The organism is Herbaspirillum sp. GW821-FHT09A12 (assembly GCF_059418325.1).
In genome coordinates, this window is sequence record NZ_JBWKPR010000002.1 from 25,430 (window position 1) to 42,781 (window position 17,352).

General features: G+C 63.5%; 16 protein-coding genes. 4 read left to right on the forward strand and 12 right to left on the reverse strand.

What is annotated here, in order from left to right; genetic code table 11:
* Positions 1–12 precede the first annotated feature (12 nt).
* From AC07N6_RS05335 to AC07N6_RS05380, 10 genes are all read right to left on the reverse strand, one after another.
* Positions 13–1,251: an NAD(P)/FAD-dependent oxidoreductase gene (locus tag AC07N6_RS05335; RefSeq protein ID WP_494779288.1), complete on the reverse strand. Its 1,239-nt coding sequence runs from the start codon at positions 1,249–1,251 to the stop codon at positions 13–15.
* Between the two features lies 1 nt (position 1,252).
* Positions 1,253–1,615 carry a nitrite reductase small subunit NirD gene (gene nirD, locus AC07N6_RS05340; protein WP_494779289.1) on the reverse strand — a complete coding sequence of 121 codons (363 nt, stop codon included), beginning with the start codon at positions 1,613–1,615 and terminating at the stop codon, positions 1,253–1,255.
* Positions 1,616–1,758: 143 nt separating this feature from the next.
* On the reverse strand, positions 1,759–4,344 hold the full coding sequence (gene nirB / locus AC07N6_RS05345; protein ID WP_494780241.1) for a nitrite reductase large subunit NirB: 2,586 nt from the start codon (positions 4,342–4,344) through the stop codon (positions 1,759–1,761).
* Between the two features lie 19 nt (positions 4,345–4,363).
* Entirely contained in the window at positions 4,364–5,671 is a 1,308-nt protein-coding gene (locus tag AC07N6_RS05350; RefSeq protein WP_494779290.1) for an MFS transporter, read from the reverse strand.
* 402 nt (positions 5,672–6,073) lie between these two features.
* Positions 6,074–6,391, reverse strand: coding sequence for a YnfA family protein (locus tag AC07N6_RS05355; RefSeq protein WP_494780242.1), 318 nt, complete (start codon positions 6,389–6,391; stop codon positions 6,074–6,076).
* A 35-nt stretch (positions 6,392–6,426) separates the two neighbouring features.
* Positions 6,427–6,918 carry an MgtC/SapB family protein gene (locus AC07N6_RS05360; protein WP_494779291.1) on the reverse strand — a complete coding sequence of 164 codons (492 nt, stop codon included), beginning with the start codon at positions 6,916–6,918 and terminating at the stop codon, positions 6,427–6,429.
* A 180-nt stretch (positions 6,919–7,098) separates the two neighbouring features.
* Positions 7,099–8,127 carry a porin gene (locus tag AC07N6_RS05365; RefSeq protein WP_494779292.1) on the reverse strand — a complete coding sequence of 343 codons (1,029 nt, stop codon included), beginning with the start codon at positions 8,125–8,127 and terminating at the stop codon, positions 7,099–7,101.
* Between the two features lie 232 nt (positions 8,128–8,359).
* A complete protein-coding gene (locus AC07N6_RS05370; protein ID WP_494779293.1) occupies positions 8,360–9,568 on the reverse strand; it encodes an MFS transporter in 1,209 nt (402 codons plus the stop codon).
* A 67-nt stretch (positions 9,569–9,635) separates the two neighbouring features.
* A complete protein-coding gene (locus AC07N6_RS05375; protein WP_494779294.1) occupies positions 9,636–10,973 on the reverse strand; it encodes an MFS transporter in 1,338 nt (445 codons plus the stop codon).
* 348 nt (positions 10,974–11,321) lie between these two features.
* The gene (locus AC07N6_RS05380; RefSeq protein WP_494779295.1) at positions 11,322–12,254 is read right to left on the reverse strand and encodes a LysR family transcriptional regulator; all 933 of its coding nucleotides are present in this window, start codon (positions 12,252–12,254) and stop codon (positions 11,322–11,324) included.
* A 210-nt stretch (positions 12,255–12,464) separates the two neighbouring features.
* Here AC07N6_RS05380 and AC07N6_RS05385 point away from each other — a divergent pair, with 210 nt between their 5' ends.
* The 3 genes from AC07N6_RS05385 to AC07N6_RS05395 are packed head-to-tail and all read left to right on the forward strand — an operon-like array spanning position 12,465 to position 15,739.
* Positions 12,465–13,823, forward strand: coding sequence for an MFS transporter (locus AC07N6_RS05385; RefSeq protein ID WP_494779296.1), 1,359 nt, complete (start codon positions 12,465–12,467; stop codon positions 13,821–13,823).
* A 40-nt stretch (positions 13,824–13,863) separates the two neighbouring features.
* A complete protein-coding gene (locus tag AC07N6_RS05390; protein ID WP_494779297.1) occupies positions 13,864–14,529 on the forward strand; it encodes an RraA family protein in 666 nt (221 codons plus the stop codon).
* A gap of 52 nt (positions 14,530–14,581) precedes the next feature.
* On the forward strand, positions 14,582–15,739 hold the full coding sequence (locus AC07N6_RS05395) for an alpha-hydroxy acid oxidase (protein ID WP_494779298.1): 1,158 nt from the start codon (positions 14,582–14,584) through the stop codon (positions 15,737–15,739).
* 127 nt (positions 15,740–15,866) lie between these two features.
* On the opposite strand, the gene AC07N6_RS05400 is transcribed toward AC07N6_RS05395, so the two are convergent.
* Positions 15,867–16,277, reverse strand: coding sequence for a hypothetical protein (locus tag AC07N6_RS05400; protein ID WP_494779299.1), 411 nt, complete (start codon positions 16,275–16,277; stop codon positions 15,867–15,869).
* Between the two features lie 84 nt (positions 16,278–16,361).
* Here AC07N6_RS05400 and AC07N6_RS05405 point away from each other — a divergent pair, with 84 nt between their 5' ends.
* Complete coding sequence (locus AC07N6_RS05405; RefSeq protein ID WP_494780243.1) at positions 16,362–16,781, forward strand: SgcJ/EcaC family oxidoreductase; 420 nt, start codon at positions 16,362–16,364, stop codon at positions 16,779–16,781.
* Positions 16,782–16,839: 58 nt separating this feature from the next.
* Here AC07N6_RS05405 and AC07N6_RS05410 read toward each other — a convergent pair whose 3' ends face one another.
* Positions 16,840–17,046: a hypothetical protein gene (locus tag AC07N6_RS05410; protein ID WP_494779300.1), complete on the reverse strand. Its 207-nt coding sequence runs from the start codon at positions 17,044–17,046 to the stop codon at positions 16,840–16,842.
* Positions 17,047–17,352: the final 306 nt, after the last annotated feature.

The following is a 17,352-nucleotide window of genomic DNA, read 5'->3' on the forward strand; positions in this document are numbered from 1 at the left end:
TAGTCGATCCTCTTATGCTGCCTTCATGCACATCGCCTGCCCGAACGGCAGCTCGCGCCGGAAGGCGGAAATGTCGCGCCCGCTCTGGATCAGCTCGAAATACCACGGGCCGTCCTTGACGTCGCCGTACAGCACCGCGCCCACCAGCCGGTTGCCGCGCAGCACCAGGCGCTTGTAGACGCCGCGCCGCGGGTCGCGTACTACCAGGTCTTCGGTGTCTTCGGCGCCGATGAAGTCGCCGGCGGAATACAGGTCCACGCCGGTCACTTTGAGCTTGGTGGCGGTGGCTTGCTGCACGTAACGGCGATGGCCGGCGCCGGCCAGGTGCGCGCCGGCCACGCGCGCCTGATCCCAGATCGGCGCCACCAGGCCGAAGGTGGCCTGGCGATGCTGCACGCATTCGCCCACGGCGTAGATGCGCGGATCGTAGGTCTGCAGCGTATCGTCGACGATGATCGCGCGCTCGCAATGCAGGCCGGCCGCTTTGGCCAGAGCGATATTGGGGCGCACGCCGGCGGTCATCACCACCAGGTCGGCCGGGATCTCGCTGCCGTCCTTGAAGCGCACCGCGCTCACCCGATCCGGGCCGACGATTTCGGCGGTATTGGCATTGAGCAGGAAGCGCAGGCCGCGGGCCTCCAGCGCCTTCTTCAGCAGCTCGGCGGCCGGCTTGTCCAGTTGCTGGTTCATCAGCGTATCGGTGACATGCACCACGGTCACCTCCATGCCCTGGCGCATCAGGCCGTTGGCGGCCTCCAGCCCCAGCAGGCCGCCGCCGATCACCACCGCGTGGCGATGCTTGCGCGCCGCCTCCAGCATGGCATCGACATCCTGGATGTCGCGGAAGGCGATCACGCCCGGCAGTGCATGGCCCGGCACCGGGATGATGAACGGGGTGGAACCGGTGGCCAGCAGCAGGCGGTCGTACTGTACCTCGACGCCGCTTCTGGCGCGCACCACGCGGCGGCGGCGGTCGATGTGTTCGACCGGGTCGCCGGCGTGCAGCGTGATGCCGTTCTGCGCATACCACTCGCGCGTGTTGAGCATGATGTCATCGATGCTCTTGTCGCCGGCCAGCACCGGCGAGAGCATGATGCGGTTGTAGTTGCCGTGCGGCTCGGCGCCGAACACGGTGATGTCGTACAGTTCCGGCGCCAGCTTGAGCAACTCCTCGACCGTGCGCATGCCGGCCATGCCATTGCCGATGACGACCAGCGCCGGCTTGCCATCCTTGTCGGCCGGAGTCTCCATGTCAGGCGCCGATCCAGACGCGGCCGGCCTCGATGCGGGCCGGCCATGCGGTGACCGAATTGGCCGGCTCTTCCAGGCATTCGCCGGTTTGCAGGTCGAAGTGCTGCTTGTAGATCGGCGAGGCCACCACGATGCGCTCGCCCAGGTTGCCGACCAGGCCGCGCGAAAGCACCGACGCCTCCGCGTTGGGGTCGTAGTTGCCGATGGCGAACACGCGCGCTTCCTTGCCGCCGCCGCTGGTGTCGATCACGTGGAACACGGCCACCTGCTCGTCGTCGATGAGGGCGCAGACGCCGGTGTTGGGCACGATGTCCGCGAGGTCGCAGACCGGGATCCAGTGCTTGATTTGTTGGTCGCTGTGCATTTTCTGCTCCTTGTTTGCGTTGGTGCGTCTTCGATACGCCGCGCTGCGGCTACTCAGCCCGAACGGATCTCAATGCACGGAAACCGTTCGGACTGAGTAGCGGCGCAGGCGCGTATCGAAGGCGTGGTTACCGTTTCATCAGATCAGGCAATTTCCGCCACCACCGGAATGTCCAGCAGCTTCTTTTCCGCCATCGTGGCCGGGCGGATCTGGCCGCGTTCCTCGACGAACCGGATATTGCCGTCGGCCGCTTTGCTGTTGACGAAGTGGCGGAAGCGCTTGCGGGTTTCCGGGTCCGTCACGGCCTTCTTCCATTCGCATTCGTAGGTGTCGACCACATGCTGCATCTCGGCTTCCAGCTCGGCGGCGATGCCAAGCTTGTCGTCGATGACCACGCTCTTGAGGTAATCGATGCCGCCTTCCAGGTTCTCGCGCCAGGTGCTGGTGCGTTGCAGGCGGTCGGCGGTGCGCACGTAGAACATCAGGAAACGGTCGACGTAGCGCACCAGGGTTTCCTCATCCAGGTCGGAGGCGATCAGTTCGGCATGGCGCGGCTTCATGCCGCCGTTGCCGCATACGTACAGGTTCCAGCCTTTTTCGGTGGCGATGATGCCGACGTCCTTGCCCTGCGCCTCGGCGCATTCGCGGGTGCAGCCGGAGACGCCGAACTTGATCTTGTGCGGCGAACGCAGGCCCTTGTAGCGGTTCTCCAGGCGCACCGCGAAGCCGACGCTGTCGCCCACGCCATAGCGGCACCAGGTCGAGCCCACGCAGGACTTCACCGTGCGCAGCGACTTGCCGTAGGCATGGCCGGTCTCGAAGCCGGCGGCGATCAGCTCTTCCCAGATGTCGGGCAACTGATCCACGCGCGCGCCGAACAGGTCGACCCGCTGGCCGCCGGTGATCTTGGTGTACAGGCCATACTTCTTGGCGATCTGGCCGACCGCGATCAGGCCGTCCGGCGTCACTTCGCCGCCGGCCATGCGCGGCACCACCGAGTAGGTGCCGTCCTTCTGGATGTTGCCGAGGAAGTAGTCGTTGGAGTCCTGCAGGCTGGCATGCTCCTTCTTCAGCACGAACTCGTTCCAGACCGATGCCAGCACGCTGGCGGCAAGCGGCTTGCAGATATCGCAGCCCAGACCCTTGCCATGCTTTTCCAGCAGGGCGTCGAAGCTCCGGATCTGGCCCACGCGCACCAGGTGGTAGATCTCCTGGCGCGAGTAGGGGAAGTGTTCGCAGACATGGTTGTTGACGGCCAGGCCTTGCTTCTTCATCTCGGCCTTCATCACCTGCGTCACCAGCGGCACGCAGCCGCCGCAGGTGGCGCCGGCCTTGGTGCAGGCCTTCAGTTCGCCGATGGTGACGGCGCCCGCGGCGACTGCCGCGCACAACTGGCCCTTGGAGACGTTGTTGCAGGAGCAGATCTGCGCCGACTCGGGCAGCGCGTCCACGCCCAGGCCCGGTTTGGCCTTGCCGTCCGATTGCGGCAGGATCAGGAATTCCGGCGATTCCGGCAGCTCGATCTTGTTCAACATCATCTGCAGCAGCGTGCCGTACTCGGCGGCGTCGCCCACCATCACCGCGCCCAGCAGGTGCTTGCCGGATTCGGAGACCACGATCTTCTTGTAGATCTGGCGGCGCTCGTCGGTGAACTGGAAGGAGCGGCTGCCGGCTTCCTTGCCGTGGGCGTCGCCGATGCTGGCCACGTCCACGCCCATCAGTTTCAGTTTGGTGCTCATGTCGGCGCCGGTGAACTGCGGCAGTTCGGCCGCCGTGCCATCCACATCGTCCAGATGCGACAGCAGGTGCCTGGCGGCGATGCGGGCCATGTCGTAGCCGGGCGCCACCAGGCCGAAGATGCGGCCGTTCCATAGCGCGCATTCGCCGATGGCGTAGACGCTCGGATCCGAGCTCAGGCAGCTGTTGTCGATCACCACGCCGCCGCGCTCGCCCACCGAGAGCCCGCAATCGCGCGCCAGTTCGTCGCGCGGACGGATGCCGGCGGAGAACACGATCATGTCGGTTTCCAGGTGCGAGCCGTCTTCGAAGTTCATGCGATGGGTGTGGGCCTTGCCGTCCACGATCTCCACGGTGTTCTTTTGCGTATGCGCGGTCACGCCCAGCTCGGCGATTTTCTGACGCAGGATGCGGCCGCCGCTGTCGTCGACCTGCACCGCCATCAGGCGCGGCGCGAATTCGACCACATGGGTGTCCAGCTTCATGTCGCGCAGCGCCTTGGCGCATTCCAGTCCCAGCAGGCCGCCGCCGATGACCACGCCGCTCTTGGCGCGCGTGCCGCATTCGAGCATCGCTTCCAGGTCTTCGATGGTGCGGTAGACGAAGCAATCGCGGCGCTGGTTACCGGCCACCGTCGGCACAAAAGGGTAGGAGCCCGTCGCCAGGATCAGCTTGTCGTAGGCCAGCGTCTGTTCCACGCCGTCGATATTGACCAGCACCGTCTTGGCCACGCAGTCGATGCGCTGGGCCTTGGCGTTGAGCCTGAGGTCGAACTGCACCGGGCTCTTGCCGGCGTCGAAGAAGCCCGGCGCCACCAGCGACAGGTCGTCGGCGCTCTTGCCGGCGAAGAATTCGGACAGATGCACGCGGTCGTAGGCCGGGCGCGGCTCTTCGCACAGGATGGTGACCTTGAGATTGGGCACGCCGCTCTCGGCCAGGCATTCCAGGAACTTGTGGCCGACCATGCCGTGGCCGATGACGATGATGTTCATGCTCATGTTGGCTTGCTCCTCAGGCGGCGACCTGGTTGTCGACCAGTACCGGTTCGTCGTTCTTGTCCGATGTCGTGAAGCGCACCGCCACCGCGCACAGAGCCGCGATGGTGACCAGCACGCCCAGCATCGACAGCGTCTGTTGCGTGTTGCCGATGCCTTTCATCAGGAAACCGGCCGCCACCGCCCCGACGTTGCCGCCGGCGCCGATGATGCCGGCCACCCCGCCCAGGGCGCGGCGGTCGATGAAGGGCACCAGCGCGTAGGTGGCGCCGCAGGCCATGTGGGTGAACAGGCCGAAGCACAGCATGGCGGCCACCGCGCCGGCCACGCTGCCAGCATGGGCGAACCACAGCAGGCCCAGGCCTTCGCCCAGCATCAACGCGAACAGCAGCGTGGCGCGGCGGTTCAGGCCGCCGGCGGCGGCCGCCTTGTCGGAGATGAAACCGCCCAGGGCGCGCGCGAACAGCGCCAGCAGGCCGAAGCTGGCGGCCGCCATGCCGGCCGCTTCCAGCGATAGCTGGAAATGCTCGACGTAATAGATGGCGGCGATGTTGTGGATGAAGATTTCCACGCCGAAGCAGGCGCCGTAGGTGATGAACAGCATCCACACGCGGTAGTTGCCGGCGGCGGTACGGAAGCTGGCCCAGCCGCCTTTTTTGCCGCTTTCGAGGTTGACGCCGGCGGCGCGCAATGCATCGAAATTGCCTTCCGGGCAATCCTGGGTGTAGCGCCAGTAGAGCGCGGCCATGATCAGCATGAGCACGCCCGGCACCAGCAGCGCCACGCGCCAGCCCCAGCCGTGCGACACGCCCAGCATCAGCAGCGCCGCCGCCAGCAGCGGCATCACGGCCTGCGCCACGCCGCCGCCGGCATTGCCCCAGCCGGCGGTGGCCGCGTTGGCGGTGCCCACCACATTGGGAGCGAACATCACCGAGGTGTGGTACTGCGTGATCACGAAGCTGGCGCCCACCGCGCCGATCAGCAGGCGGAAGAACAGGAAGCTCTCATAGCTCTGCGCGAAGGCCACGCCGATGACCGGCACCGCGCCCGCCAGCAGCAGGCCGGTGTAGGCCTTGCGCGGCCCGAAGCGGTCGCACATCGGGCCGATCACCAGGCGCACCAGGATGGTCACGGCCACGGCGGCGATGTTGATGTTGGCGATCTGGCCGGCGCTGAGGTTGAACTCGCCCTTGATCAGCGGCATCAGCGGCGCGCAGGCGAACCAGGCGAAAAAGCAGACGAAGAAGGCCATCCAGGTCAGATGGAAGGCGCGCATCTGGGGCGTGCCCAGTGAAAACAACGCGATACGGTTTGCTTTGCTCATGTTTGGTCCCTAAAAGCAAAATGGCGCCCGCTTAAGCCCGGGCACATTGCCTCGGGTCAAGCGGACGCCATTGTCCTTGTGCGTTGCAGATCCATCGTTAGACCGGCATCAGAAATTGGTGGGATCGCCTTTGATCCCGAGCAAGCTAATGCAAAGCCCGTGCCAGCGACGTAAATCGGCCGCAAAGCAGCGCCGGATGCGGCTTTACAGAGTGGAGAGAGGAGCGCAGGACGGCGCGCGGGAACACCGGCGATGATGGATATATATCATCGCGTGATGTATTGCAGTGCATGCTGCGCGCAAATGGTGCGGTGCGTTGAATGGTTTTGGGCCGGGCGAGGGCGGCTTGCGTGCGCGCTTGCTTGCCGGAAAGGCAAATGGTGAGTGAAGGGGGCGCCTGGATCAGCGGGGCTGGAATGCAATGATCCCCATCCCTGCCAGCGCCACGGCGACGCCGGCCACGTCCCAGGCTGAAGGGCGGACACCGTCCACCAGCCACAGCCAGGCGATCGCTACCGCGATGTACATGCCGCCATAGGCGGCATACACGCGTCCGGAGGCCGCATCGTGCAAGGTCAGCAGCCAGGCGAACAAGGCCAGGCTGGCGGCGGCCGGCAGCAGCAGCCAGGCGGAACGGTCTTGCTTGAGCCACAGGTAAGGGAGGTAGCAGCCGACGATTTCGGCCAGGGCGGTGAAAAGGTAGAGCAGCAGGGTTTTGATCACGGTGGTTTTCGGTAGTCGTCAGTCTGTCGCCGTCAGTCTTCGTCGCGCAAACCGATATCGGCGCGCTCGCGGTCGCTTTTCTTCATCCAGCGATGGTGGAGGGCATTTTCGATTTTGCGTCCGACGGTAAACAGCACCAGGATCAGCGCGGTGGTCATCAGCGCCACTTTCCACCAGCCGATGCCGCATACGATGCCCACCGCCGCCGTGACCCAGATCGACGCCGCCGTGGTCAGGCCGCGTACTTTCTCGGTGGCCTTTTCATGAATGATCACGCCGGCGCCGAGGAAACCGATACCGGTGATCACGCCCTGGATCGCGCGGCTGGCCGCGTCGTGGCTATAGCCGTCGGCAGTCAGTGCGAAGTTCATGCTGGCCATGGTCGCCAGCGCCGAACCCAGCGCCACCAGGCCAAGCGTCTTGATGCCGCTGGGCTTGCCGCGCAGGTTGTGGTCGACGCCGATGGCGCAGCCGATCAGCATGGCGATGAGCAGACGCAGGAAAATCTCGAAGTGGTCGCTCATGGTATCGGCCTGGTGAATGTCCGTTGAATACGTTACGTAACTTTTGCGTGCATGTAACGACAGCAAGGCGCTGTCCGACAGCGCCTTGCCGATCGTTGGGCATTCAGATTTTAGTGTCTTTTTTAAGCTTGCCCCGGATTTTTCTCTCATTCCAGACCGATCCGCGGCAAGCCCTGCCTGTCAGAACTTGTGGTTGATGCCGACCGTGAATGCGGTCTGATGCCCGGCCCCGACGGTGTTGAGCGTGGATACCACGGCCGAGCGGTAGCGGGTGTAGTCGGTCTCGACGTAGAGCTTGGTGCGCTTGGAGAGGAAATAATCCAGGCCGACGATGGTCATGTCGCGGCGCGAGGCCTTGTCGGGCGAGACGGTGGTGCGGTAAAAGCCGCCGGTAAACTTCAACTGGGCGCTGATGGCGTAGCTGCCGCCGGCGAAAAGGTTGCGCGTGACGGTATCCGGCGCGCTGCCTTTCATGTCGATGGTGTCGATCATGTAGCCGCCCGAGATGCCGAACTTGCCAAACTTGTACGCGGCGCCGGCCAGGTAGTAATCCTCATTGCGATAAGTGGCGCCGACCAGCACGCTGCGGCGATTGTAGGAGCCGCCGAAGGTCAGGTCGCCGGCGTAATACTGCAGGCCGATGCCGCGCGCCGAGCCATTGTTGTAGTTGCCGGCGTTCTCGCCGAAGGCGTTTTCCACGATCAGTTTGAGCGAGCCGAATTTCCCGATGTACTTGAGGTCGTTGGAAAAGCGGGTGCCGCTGGAGGCCAGCGTCAATGGGATCAGCGACGTGTAGTTGAAGGCGAACGGATCGTAGTCGAACAGCAGGTCGTGCGAAATCGTGTACTGGCGGCCCATGTCGAGGGTGCCGTACTGGCTCTTGAGGCCGACGATCGACTGGCGGTTGAACAGCGCGCTGTTGGCATTGTCCAGCGCGCCGGTGGCGAGGTTGAAGCCGTTCTCCAGGACGAAGTGCGCTTCCATGCCGCCGCCCAGGTCTTCGCTGCCGGCGATGTCGATGCGGTTGGAACTGTTCCAGCCGTTCGATCCCATGTAGATCTTGCTGCCGCCGGCGGCATTGGCATTGGTCAGGTAACGTACGCCGCCATCGATGGCGCCGTAGATGGTGATGCCGGATTGGGCTTGGGCCGTCTGCATGAGGGGCGTGCAAATGGCGAACAGGGCACAGCTAGCGGCAATTTTTGGCATGAGTTGTCTCCCGCCGGATGCCTGGCGGCATTCGGACTGATTGGTGGTTTTTGGTGAATAGTGGTCCCGCCGCGGCCGTCCGGATTTCTCACGGTCCCGGATCGCGCCGTCGGCGGATGTTCAGCGGCTTGCCGCTGGGGCTTCAGGTTCCCGGATGGTCGTACCGCATGCATCCGGGATTGAATTCGTTAGTTCATGGCACGCTCTGCACGATAGGACAAAGAATGGCGATTCAGGATGCGGTCAGTTTTTCCCGCCTGGCCAGGGCGGGGAACAGCTTCATCCACAAGGCCACGATCAGCAGGGTGCTGGCGCCGCCGAGCACCACCGACGGCACCGCTCCCAGCCAGCCGGCGGTAACGCCCGACTCGAACTCGCCCAACTGGTTCGACGCCCCGATGAAGATCGAGTTGACGGCGCTGACCCGTCCCCGCATGTCATCGGGCGTCTCAAGCTGGACCAGCGACTGCCGCACCACCACGCTGACCATGTCGAATGCGCCGCTCAACATCAGCGCCGCCAGCGACAGCAGGAACGAGCTCGACAGCGCGAACACCAGCGTGGCCAAGCCGTACATGGCTACCGCGCCGAACATGATCTGGCCGACCCGGCGCCGGATCGGATAACGCGCCAGATAGAGCGACACCAGCAGCGCGCCGATGGCCGACGCCGAACGCAGCAAGCCCAGGCCCCATGAACCGGTATGCAGCACGTCGCGCGCAAAGATCGGCAGCAGGGCGGTAGCGCCGCCGAACAGCACGGCGAACAGGTCGAGCGAAATCGCCCCCAGCACTTCCTTGCGCCGCCAGATGAAGCCGATGCCGGCGAACAGGCTATGCAAGGTCACCGGTGCGCGTGCCGCCGGTGCGCGCGCGTAACGCACCAGGGACACCATCGCCGCCGCGAACAGGCACATCGCCGCGCATACTCCGTACACTACCGCGGCACCCGCGACGTAGATGAAGCCGCCCACCGCCGGCCCCACGATGGTGGCGAACTGCGTGCCGGCCGCATTGATCGCCAGCGCCCGCGGCAGGACCGGCAGCGGCAACAGCGTGGGCAGCAGCGCCTGCTGGGTCGGCATCTGGAAGGCTTTGGCCACGCCCAGGCCAACCGAGGCCAACAGCAATACCTCGCGCCCCAGCCAGCCGCCCAGCGTGCCTGCGATCAGCAGCAGGGCGACGGCGAACTGCCCCAGCAGGCACGCCATCAGGATCAGGCGGCGGTCGTAGCGGTCCGCCGCCTGGCCCGTCACCAGGCACAGCGCCAGCGCCGGGATGAACTGCGCCAGGCCGACCAGGCCCAGGTCGTAGGCGCTATGCGTGATGTCGTACATTTGCCAGGCCACGATCACCATCAGCATCTGGATCGACATCGTGGCCGACATGCGGCTCAGGAAAAAATATCGGAACGACAAAAACTCAAGCAACGGGTTCTTCATGGATGGCCGGTTCTGGACGGGAAGCGCGCTACAGTGCGGTACCAATGGTGTGCGATTGCGTTCCCGTTCACTTGGCTCCCGATCCGGCCTGCGCTGCGCCATGCACACCGGCTGCGGCATCGGCCTGTTGCGGGGGATGCTCATCGGCCAACTGGTTCACCTTGGGCGCCCATTTGCGCTGCATCAGCACCACGGTGCTGGTCGCGCCCAGCAGCAGGAAAGCGAAAATCGCCAGCATCGGAAACTCGTAGTCGCCGCCCACATGCAACAGCCAGCCCGACAGGCTTGCCGACACGCCGCCAGCCAGGCTGGTGGCAACCTGTTGCAAGCCGGTATTCAAGCCCACGGCCTGGCGCGGGATCAGCGTCAGCTTGCACAGCGCCAGGTTGTTGGCGGTGACCAGGCCCAAGAGCGAGAGCGAGGTCACGTTCCAGAACAGCGCCATTTCCAGCGATGGCGCATAGGCGCCCAGGAGCACGGTGGTGCCGCCGATGAAACCGGTCACGATGAAGCCCTTGCGCACCCGCACCGCATCCTTGCCGCGGGCGATCATGCGGTCGGCGGCCCAGCCGGCGACGGCCGCCACGATGGCGATGCCGGCGAAGCTGAAGAAGGTGTACAGCCCGGAACGCGTCAGCGACAGGCCGCGCTGCTCGACCAGGTAGGCCGGCATCCAGGTCATGCAATAGAAGGTGAAGTAGGCGTAGCAGAAATTGTTGACCAGGCCGCCCCAGACCACCGGGCTGGACAACAGGTTGCGCAGCGGCACCGAAGAGGCGCTGCGCACCCGCGCCGCCAGCTGTTCCCGCGAGGGATAGTCGTTGCGCAGATTGAGCAGCCAGGGCGCCAGCCACAGCAGCCCGACCAGGCCGGTGGCGATGAACATCAACTGCCAGGAATAGGTGACGATCATCCAGGCGGCGATGGGCGCGCCCAGTGCCGGCCCCATCTTGCCGCCGATGGAGAAGATGCCCAGCGCGGTGCCTTTGTGGTGTTCATCGAAATTGTTGGCCAGGTAACGGTAGGTCGCCGGCACCACCACGGCCTCGGCCACGCCGATCAGCAGGCGCATCAGGATCAGGGCGGAGAGCGTGGTCACCAGCCCGGTCGCGGCCGCCGCCAGGCACCACAGCGTGAAGCAGATCGTATAGGGCCATTTGACGCCGTAGCGGTCCACCACCCAGCCCATCGGCATCTGCATCAGTCCGTAAGACCAGAAGAAGGCCGAGTTGAGCCAGCCGCGTTCGATGCTGGTCAAGCCGAATTCCGCCACGAAGCCCTTTTCCGCCAGCGCCGACGACAGGCTGGTGCGATCGACAAAGGAGATCATCAAGCCGAGCGCAAGCAGTACGACAATCAGCCAGGGGTTCTCGGCCTTCGGCTGTTTTAATTGAGTTGCCTCCATTCAATTTCCTCTTTTTATCTGGTTCGTGATCTTTTCGGGGCTCAAGACTACTCCCTCGCCGTTGGGCGAAGCAGGGGGCGCAGGGAGGATTGATGTGTGGAAGCCCGCCGGGATGGCGTTTCCTGTCCAACTTCATCTCCGTCGTTTTTATTGTCGCCGGCAGCCTTGCGATGGCTGCCGTGCCTTTGTGTCTTGAGAAGCAAGAATATGGGATGGCAGGAGGGGAGTCCCGGTACAAAAAGCAGATTCGATGGGATTTTTTATGTTTGCCCTGCCTCTATGCTCTCCGGTGTTGCCGGATTGCCTCAAGGGCATATCAAGCGGGCATATCAAGCGGGCATATCCATATTAGGCGTCGTCTTGTGCAACGGGCTCGTCGCCCAGGTACGGCTGCGCCATCTGCTCGCCGAAGATCTGGCGGCACAGCGTGTCGACGATGGCGATGGAGCGGCTGGTGCCGGTGGTCGGCTGCTTGTGCGTGAGCCGGTAGCAGATATACGGAGGCGGCGGGGCGCTCAGTTCGCGGATCATGTACGGGCCCTTGTCTAGCGCGGCGCGCGCCAGCCACAAGGGGACGATGGCCCACTGGCTGGGATGGTGCAGCATGGAAAGGATCAGGTGCCCGCTATCGAGCTTGATGCGCGATGGCGTCAGGGGATCCCACCACTGGTCGTGCCAGGCATCGAAACGGCGGCCCCAGGGAACGAACAGTTCGTGATCCGCCGACAAGTCCTGCGGGCGCACCGTCTGGCCTTTCCTCGCGGCCTTGCCGCCCAGGCTCAAAACCACCATGGGCGAGGAGAAAAACACTTCCGCCGCGACGTTGGCCAGGCTGCGCTCGCGCAGGGTGAAGGCCAGGTCCAGTTGTCGCTGGTCAATCTTTTCGTACATCTCGTCGGAGTGCAGCGTGCGGATTTCCAGCTTCATCGATGGATGCTCGGCATGCAGCGCGCGGTACAGGCGCGGCAGCACGAACACGTTCAGGCTGTCCACCGCGCCGATGGTCAACGACAGCCGCGGCCCCTGCGAACCGAGGATTTTGGCTTCGCGCGAGATCAGGTTCCATTGCTCGGCCAGTGTCGCGAACTCTTCGCCGCTGGGCGTGAGTTTCACTTGCCGCATGCCTTTTCCGCGCTCGATCAGTTGCATGCCGAGTTCATCTTCCAGCGCCTTGATGCGCTTGCTGACCGTGGTCTGGGTCAGGCTGAGTTCTTCGGCGGCGGCGCTCAGGCTGCCGCTGCGGATGATGGCGAGGAAGGTCTCGATGGCTTGTGAAAACATGGGGGAGGGAAGGTCGGGCTGAGGGATGGATGCGCATAATAGTCTTTTTGTGACTATTTTATCGTCATATTTGTCATTTTACTGGCAAAAATATCCTATTTAGAATGCGCCCAAAGACGCGCGAGAGCCATCGCGGCCATCACAAGACGCGCGCCCACCACAGCTGCCACATCCGCGTGTGGCAACGATAATCACATTTGGAGATACCGGATGAACCAACCCCTGGCCGATGCCGCCGCATCCACTGCCTCGACGCCTGCAAGGCCGACCCGTTTTCGCTGGGTCGTGGCCGCAATGATTTTCCTGATCTATACGATCGCCGCGGCCGACCGCGCCAACATCGGCGTGGCGCTGCCTTTCATCCGCAAGGAATTCGCGATGAGCAACACCGAGGCGGGCGCCTTGCTGAGCCTGTTCCTGTTCGCTTACGCCCTGGCGCAGTTGCCGTCCGGTTTCGCCACCAGCCGCTTCGGCGTGCGCCGCATCTTCTCGGGCGCGATGATCCTGACCTCGGTGTTTACCGGCATGATCGGCACCACCACCTCGATCCTCGGCCTGAAGATCTACCGCTTCGCCCTGGGCCTGGCCGAAGGCCCCCTGCCGGTGGGGATCGCCGCCACCATCAACAACTGGTTTCCGCCGCATGAAAAGGGCACCGCCAGCGGCATCTTCCTGTCGGCGGTGAAGTTCGGCCCGGTGATCGTGCCGCCGATCTGCGCGGCCATCATCGCCATGTGGGGCTGGCGCGAGATTTTCATCTTCTTCGCCGTGCCCGGCATCATCTTCTCCATCATCTGGTTCTTCCTGGTCACCAACCATCCGTCGCAGAGCAAGCATGTGTCGGCGGCGGAACTGGATTACATCACCGGCGCGGCGAGCGCGGCGCAGCAGTCGAGCGTTGCGGGGGCCGCGGCGGTTGCCCGTCAAAGCGCGCCTGCCTGGCTGGACAAGTTCGTGCGCGCGCGCAAGCTGGCGCCGCTGACCGACAGCAAGAGCGTGTTCCGCTCGTGGAATGTGCTGGGCTGCGCGCTGGGCTACTGCTTCCAGCTCGGTATTTCCAATGTGCTGCTGGCCTGGATCCCGACTTACCTGCTGAGCGTGAAGAAGTTCTCGGTCATGAACATGGGCTTCGTCGCCGCCGCGCCCTGGGTGGGGGCGGTGATCGGCAACCTGCTGGGCGGCCTGGTATCGGACCGCCTGCTGGCCAAGCGCCGCAAGCCCGGCATGATGCTCTCGGCATTGGCCACGGCCGGCATGATGTATGCGCTGATCAATTCGCCGGCCGATCCGGTGGGGTATGGCTTGCTGCTGTTTGCCACCGGCGTGCTGCTGAGTTTCGGTTTTTCCGCCTACATGGCTTACCCGATGGGCGTGGCCGACAAGAAGACTTTCCCGATCGCCAGCTCGGTGGTCAACATGGGCGGCCAGATCGGCGGCGCCATCGCCCCGCTGGCGACCGGGATGCTGCTCGACAGCTATGGCTGGGACTACGTGTTCGCTTTCATGGCGATCGGCTCGCTGGCCAGTTTCGTGGTGCTGTTGACGATTGCCGAACCGGTCGAGGCATGAGCGCCACGCATTTCTCCCGATTCCCAACCTGAGGCCCAGCATGAGCAATCCATCTTTCATCATCAATCCCGCACCGGCCATGGCCGAGGCCGGCGTCGTCGATGCCCTGCGCGGCATCGTGGTCTCGCACCTGAGCGATAACCTGCAGCGCCTGTCCGGCGTGACTAGCCTGCAGCGTATCCATCGCTCTAAGAAACTGGTCGGCACGGCCTTCACGCTGAAGACGCGGCCGGGCGACAACCTGCTGATCTACAAGGCGCTGACGATGATGCAGCCGGGCCATGTGCTGGTCGTCGATGGCGGCGGCGAGGCCAGCAACGCGCTGGTCGGCGAGCTGATCATGCTGTACGCGCAGCAACGCGGTTGCGCCGGCTTCGTGATCGATGCCGCGGTGCGCGACACGGCGGCTTTCTACGCGGCCGACTTCCCTTGCTACGCGCGCGCTGTCAGCCATCGCGGCCCGTACAAGAACGGCCCGGGGCAGATCAATGTGCCGGTGTCCATCGACGGCCAGGTGATTGGCCCCGGCGACCTGATCGTGGGCGATGAAGACGGCATTGTCAGTTTCCCGCAGGCCGAGGCCGCCGCGTTGATCGGCGCCGCCCGCCAGACCGCCGCCAACGAAGAGGCGATCAAGGCCGAGATCGCCAACGGCAAGGTCGAACAGGTATGGCTCGACAAGGTGCTCAAGCCCTTTGGCCTTTAATCGTTCGGTCTTTAACCATTTACCCGCCGTAAACGCCATCCTGACGGAGCACATGTTGAGCAGATCGATGAAGCGTTTCCTGTCGCTGCATGATTTCGAGCAGGCCGCCAAAGAGCGGCTTCCCGTTCCGCTGTATGCCTATGTCTCGGGCGCGGTCGAAGACGAGCAGTCCGTCAACGCCAACCGCGGCGCCTTCCGCCGCTATGCCTTCCGGCCGGATGTGCTGGTCGATGTCTCCCAGGTCGATACCTCGGTGACGCTGCTGGGCCAGCGTTACGCTTGCCCGGCCGGCATCGCGCCGATGGGGCTGGCGGCGATCACCAGTTACCGCGGCGATGTCGCCATGGCGGTGGCGGCGCGCAAGGCCGGCGCCCCGTGCATCATGAGCGGCTCCTCGCTGATCCGGCTGGAAGAGGTCATGGACGCGGCCCCGGGCACCTGGTTCCAGGCTTACCTGCCCGGGCAGCAGGCCCAGATCGATGCGCTGATCGCGCGCGTTGCCGCCGCCGGCGTGGAAACCCTGGTGCTGACGGTCGATACCCCGGTCGCGGCCAATCGCGAGAACAATATTCGCGCCGGCTTCTCGACGCCGCTGCGTCCCAGCCTGTCGCTGGCGTGGCAAGGCGTGTCGCATCCGCGTTGGCTGTGCGGCACCTTCATCAAAACGCTGCTGCGGCACGGCATGCCGCATTTCGAAAACAACTACGCCACGCGCGGCGCGCCCATCATGTCGTCCAATGTGCTGCGCGATTTCTCCGACCGCGGCCACCTGAACTGGACGCATGCTGCCGATGTGCGCAGGAAATGGAAAGGGCCGCTGGTGATCAAGGGCATCCTCAACCCGGCCGACGCCAGGCGCGCCAGGGAGATGGGGGCGGACGCGGTGATCGTGTCCAACCACGGCGGGCGCCAGCTGGACGGCAGCGTGGCGCCGTTGCTGGTGCTGCCGCAGATGGTCGAGGCCGCCGGCAACATGCCGGTCATGATCGACAGCGGCGTGCGGCGCGGCACCGATGTCCTGAAGGCGCTGGCGCTGGGCGCCAAGGCCGCCTGGATCGGTCGGCCCTTCAACTACGCGGCCACCGTGGGCGGCGAGGCCGGGGTCAGCCACGCATTGAAATTGATCCATGACGAGATCAGGCGCGACATGGGGCTCTTGGGCGTGACCAACCTCGATGCCATCCGGCGGGATCATCTTGCCGATGCCTGATGCCGGACGGATGCGGCGCGCGCCGGCCAAAAAAAGAAGGCTAACCGGATATCACGAGGACGCCATGGGAAACGCCGCTACGAATGACTTCGTAGCGGCGTTTTTCTTTGCAGGTTAAGCGATCGGTTCAGCTTCTTGGGCGCGAGGGGGCGGCCTTGGACTTAAGTTCTTCATCCGCAGCATCCTCTACGGATTGCCGGTAGCGGGCGGCGTTTTCGCGATTGATCTGGTATTGCGCTTCGGCATGGTCATAAGCCAATTGCTCCGCCGGCGATCTGCCGCAACCGCTGATTGCCGCTGCACAGGCGGCCACAATCAAGAACTGACGCATTTTTATCTCCATCATCATATTTATTGCTTTCGGAAAAGAATACTCCTTTTGTTTCCGGGCGGCAAATGCGTGTCGATTTGGGCCCCGGCGGCCCGGATCTGGCAGGGGAAGTCGCATCTCTTTGGGCAATTGAGGGGCATCGCCGCAATGGCATAATTGGCCGACGCCTTCATGCGGGGGCGTATGTGCCAAAGAAAATTCCAACAATCCATTGGCTTTCCGGGAGGGGAGATGAACAAGTTTTTTTGCGTTTCAGGGGCGGCGCTGCTGCTCTTGTCGGGATGCGCATCAATGCGCGGCGCCGAGCAGCCCGTTGGCGAGGCTGCCTGTCACAAGACGGACGAGAAGGAAATCGCGGCCTTGTTTGACCGCTGGAACGCTTCGCTGCAAACCAACGATCCCAAAGCGGTGGCGGCCAACTATGCGGACGATGCCATCCTGCTGTCGACGGTATCCAGCAAGCCGAGGCTGACAACGGCCGAGCGCATCGATTACTTCGAACACTTCCTGCAGAATAAACCGGTCGGCGCAATCGACATGCGCCGCATCTATATCGGTTGCAATACTGCCGTGGATGCAGGCCTCTATACGTTCGCACTCAAAGCCAGGTCGGTCGATGTGCATGCGCGCTATACCTATACGTATCGCTGGGACGGTCGGCAATGGCTGATTACCAGCCATCACTCATCGGTATTGCCGCCAGCGCCGTAATTGCAGGTTCGGCGCCGGAGCCAACGGAACTATAGGAACTGCCGAGGCCAAAGACTTTTTAAATCGCCGAAGAATCAATACCGATATTCTTTAGCGCATTGACAAAAGACTCATCCAGTTCTGGATTGTTCTGAGCTTGGTCAAAAATAGATTCAAGATCTCCAATACTCAAGCTGAAATAAGGTCGTGTTACCCCACCGTATTTACTCCTAGCTTCCATCTCAATATTTGAACTTACTAGCAAGCCTTGCAAGAAGAGCGACACCGATCTGTCATAGTGCCCACAAGCATTATCGTTGATTTTTGGGAGCGTCTGCCATGAGCTGAGAAAGGACTTCGGGCGCTAATGTGAAAGCGAGCGATGTTGCGCTCACGCATACCCAACTGGGATCACATACGATGCTCTGATCGGTATCGACGGTATAGAAGTTCTCATGAGCAGTTGCGTCGTGAGTGCTGTATGTAGCCTTTCTGATGCTGCGATAAGCATTTGCTCAGCATGCTCGAGCGGCGGAAACGGCACGCACAGTTCTTTTGAAGATGGTTGAAGGTGAGCGCAGATTCTGCGGAT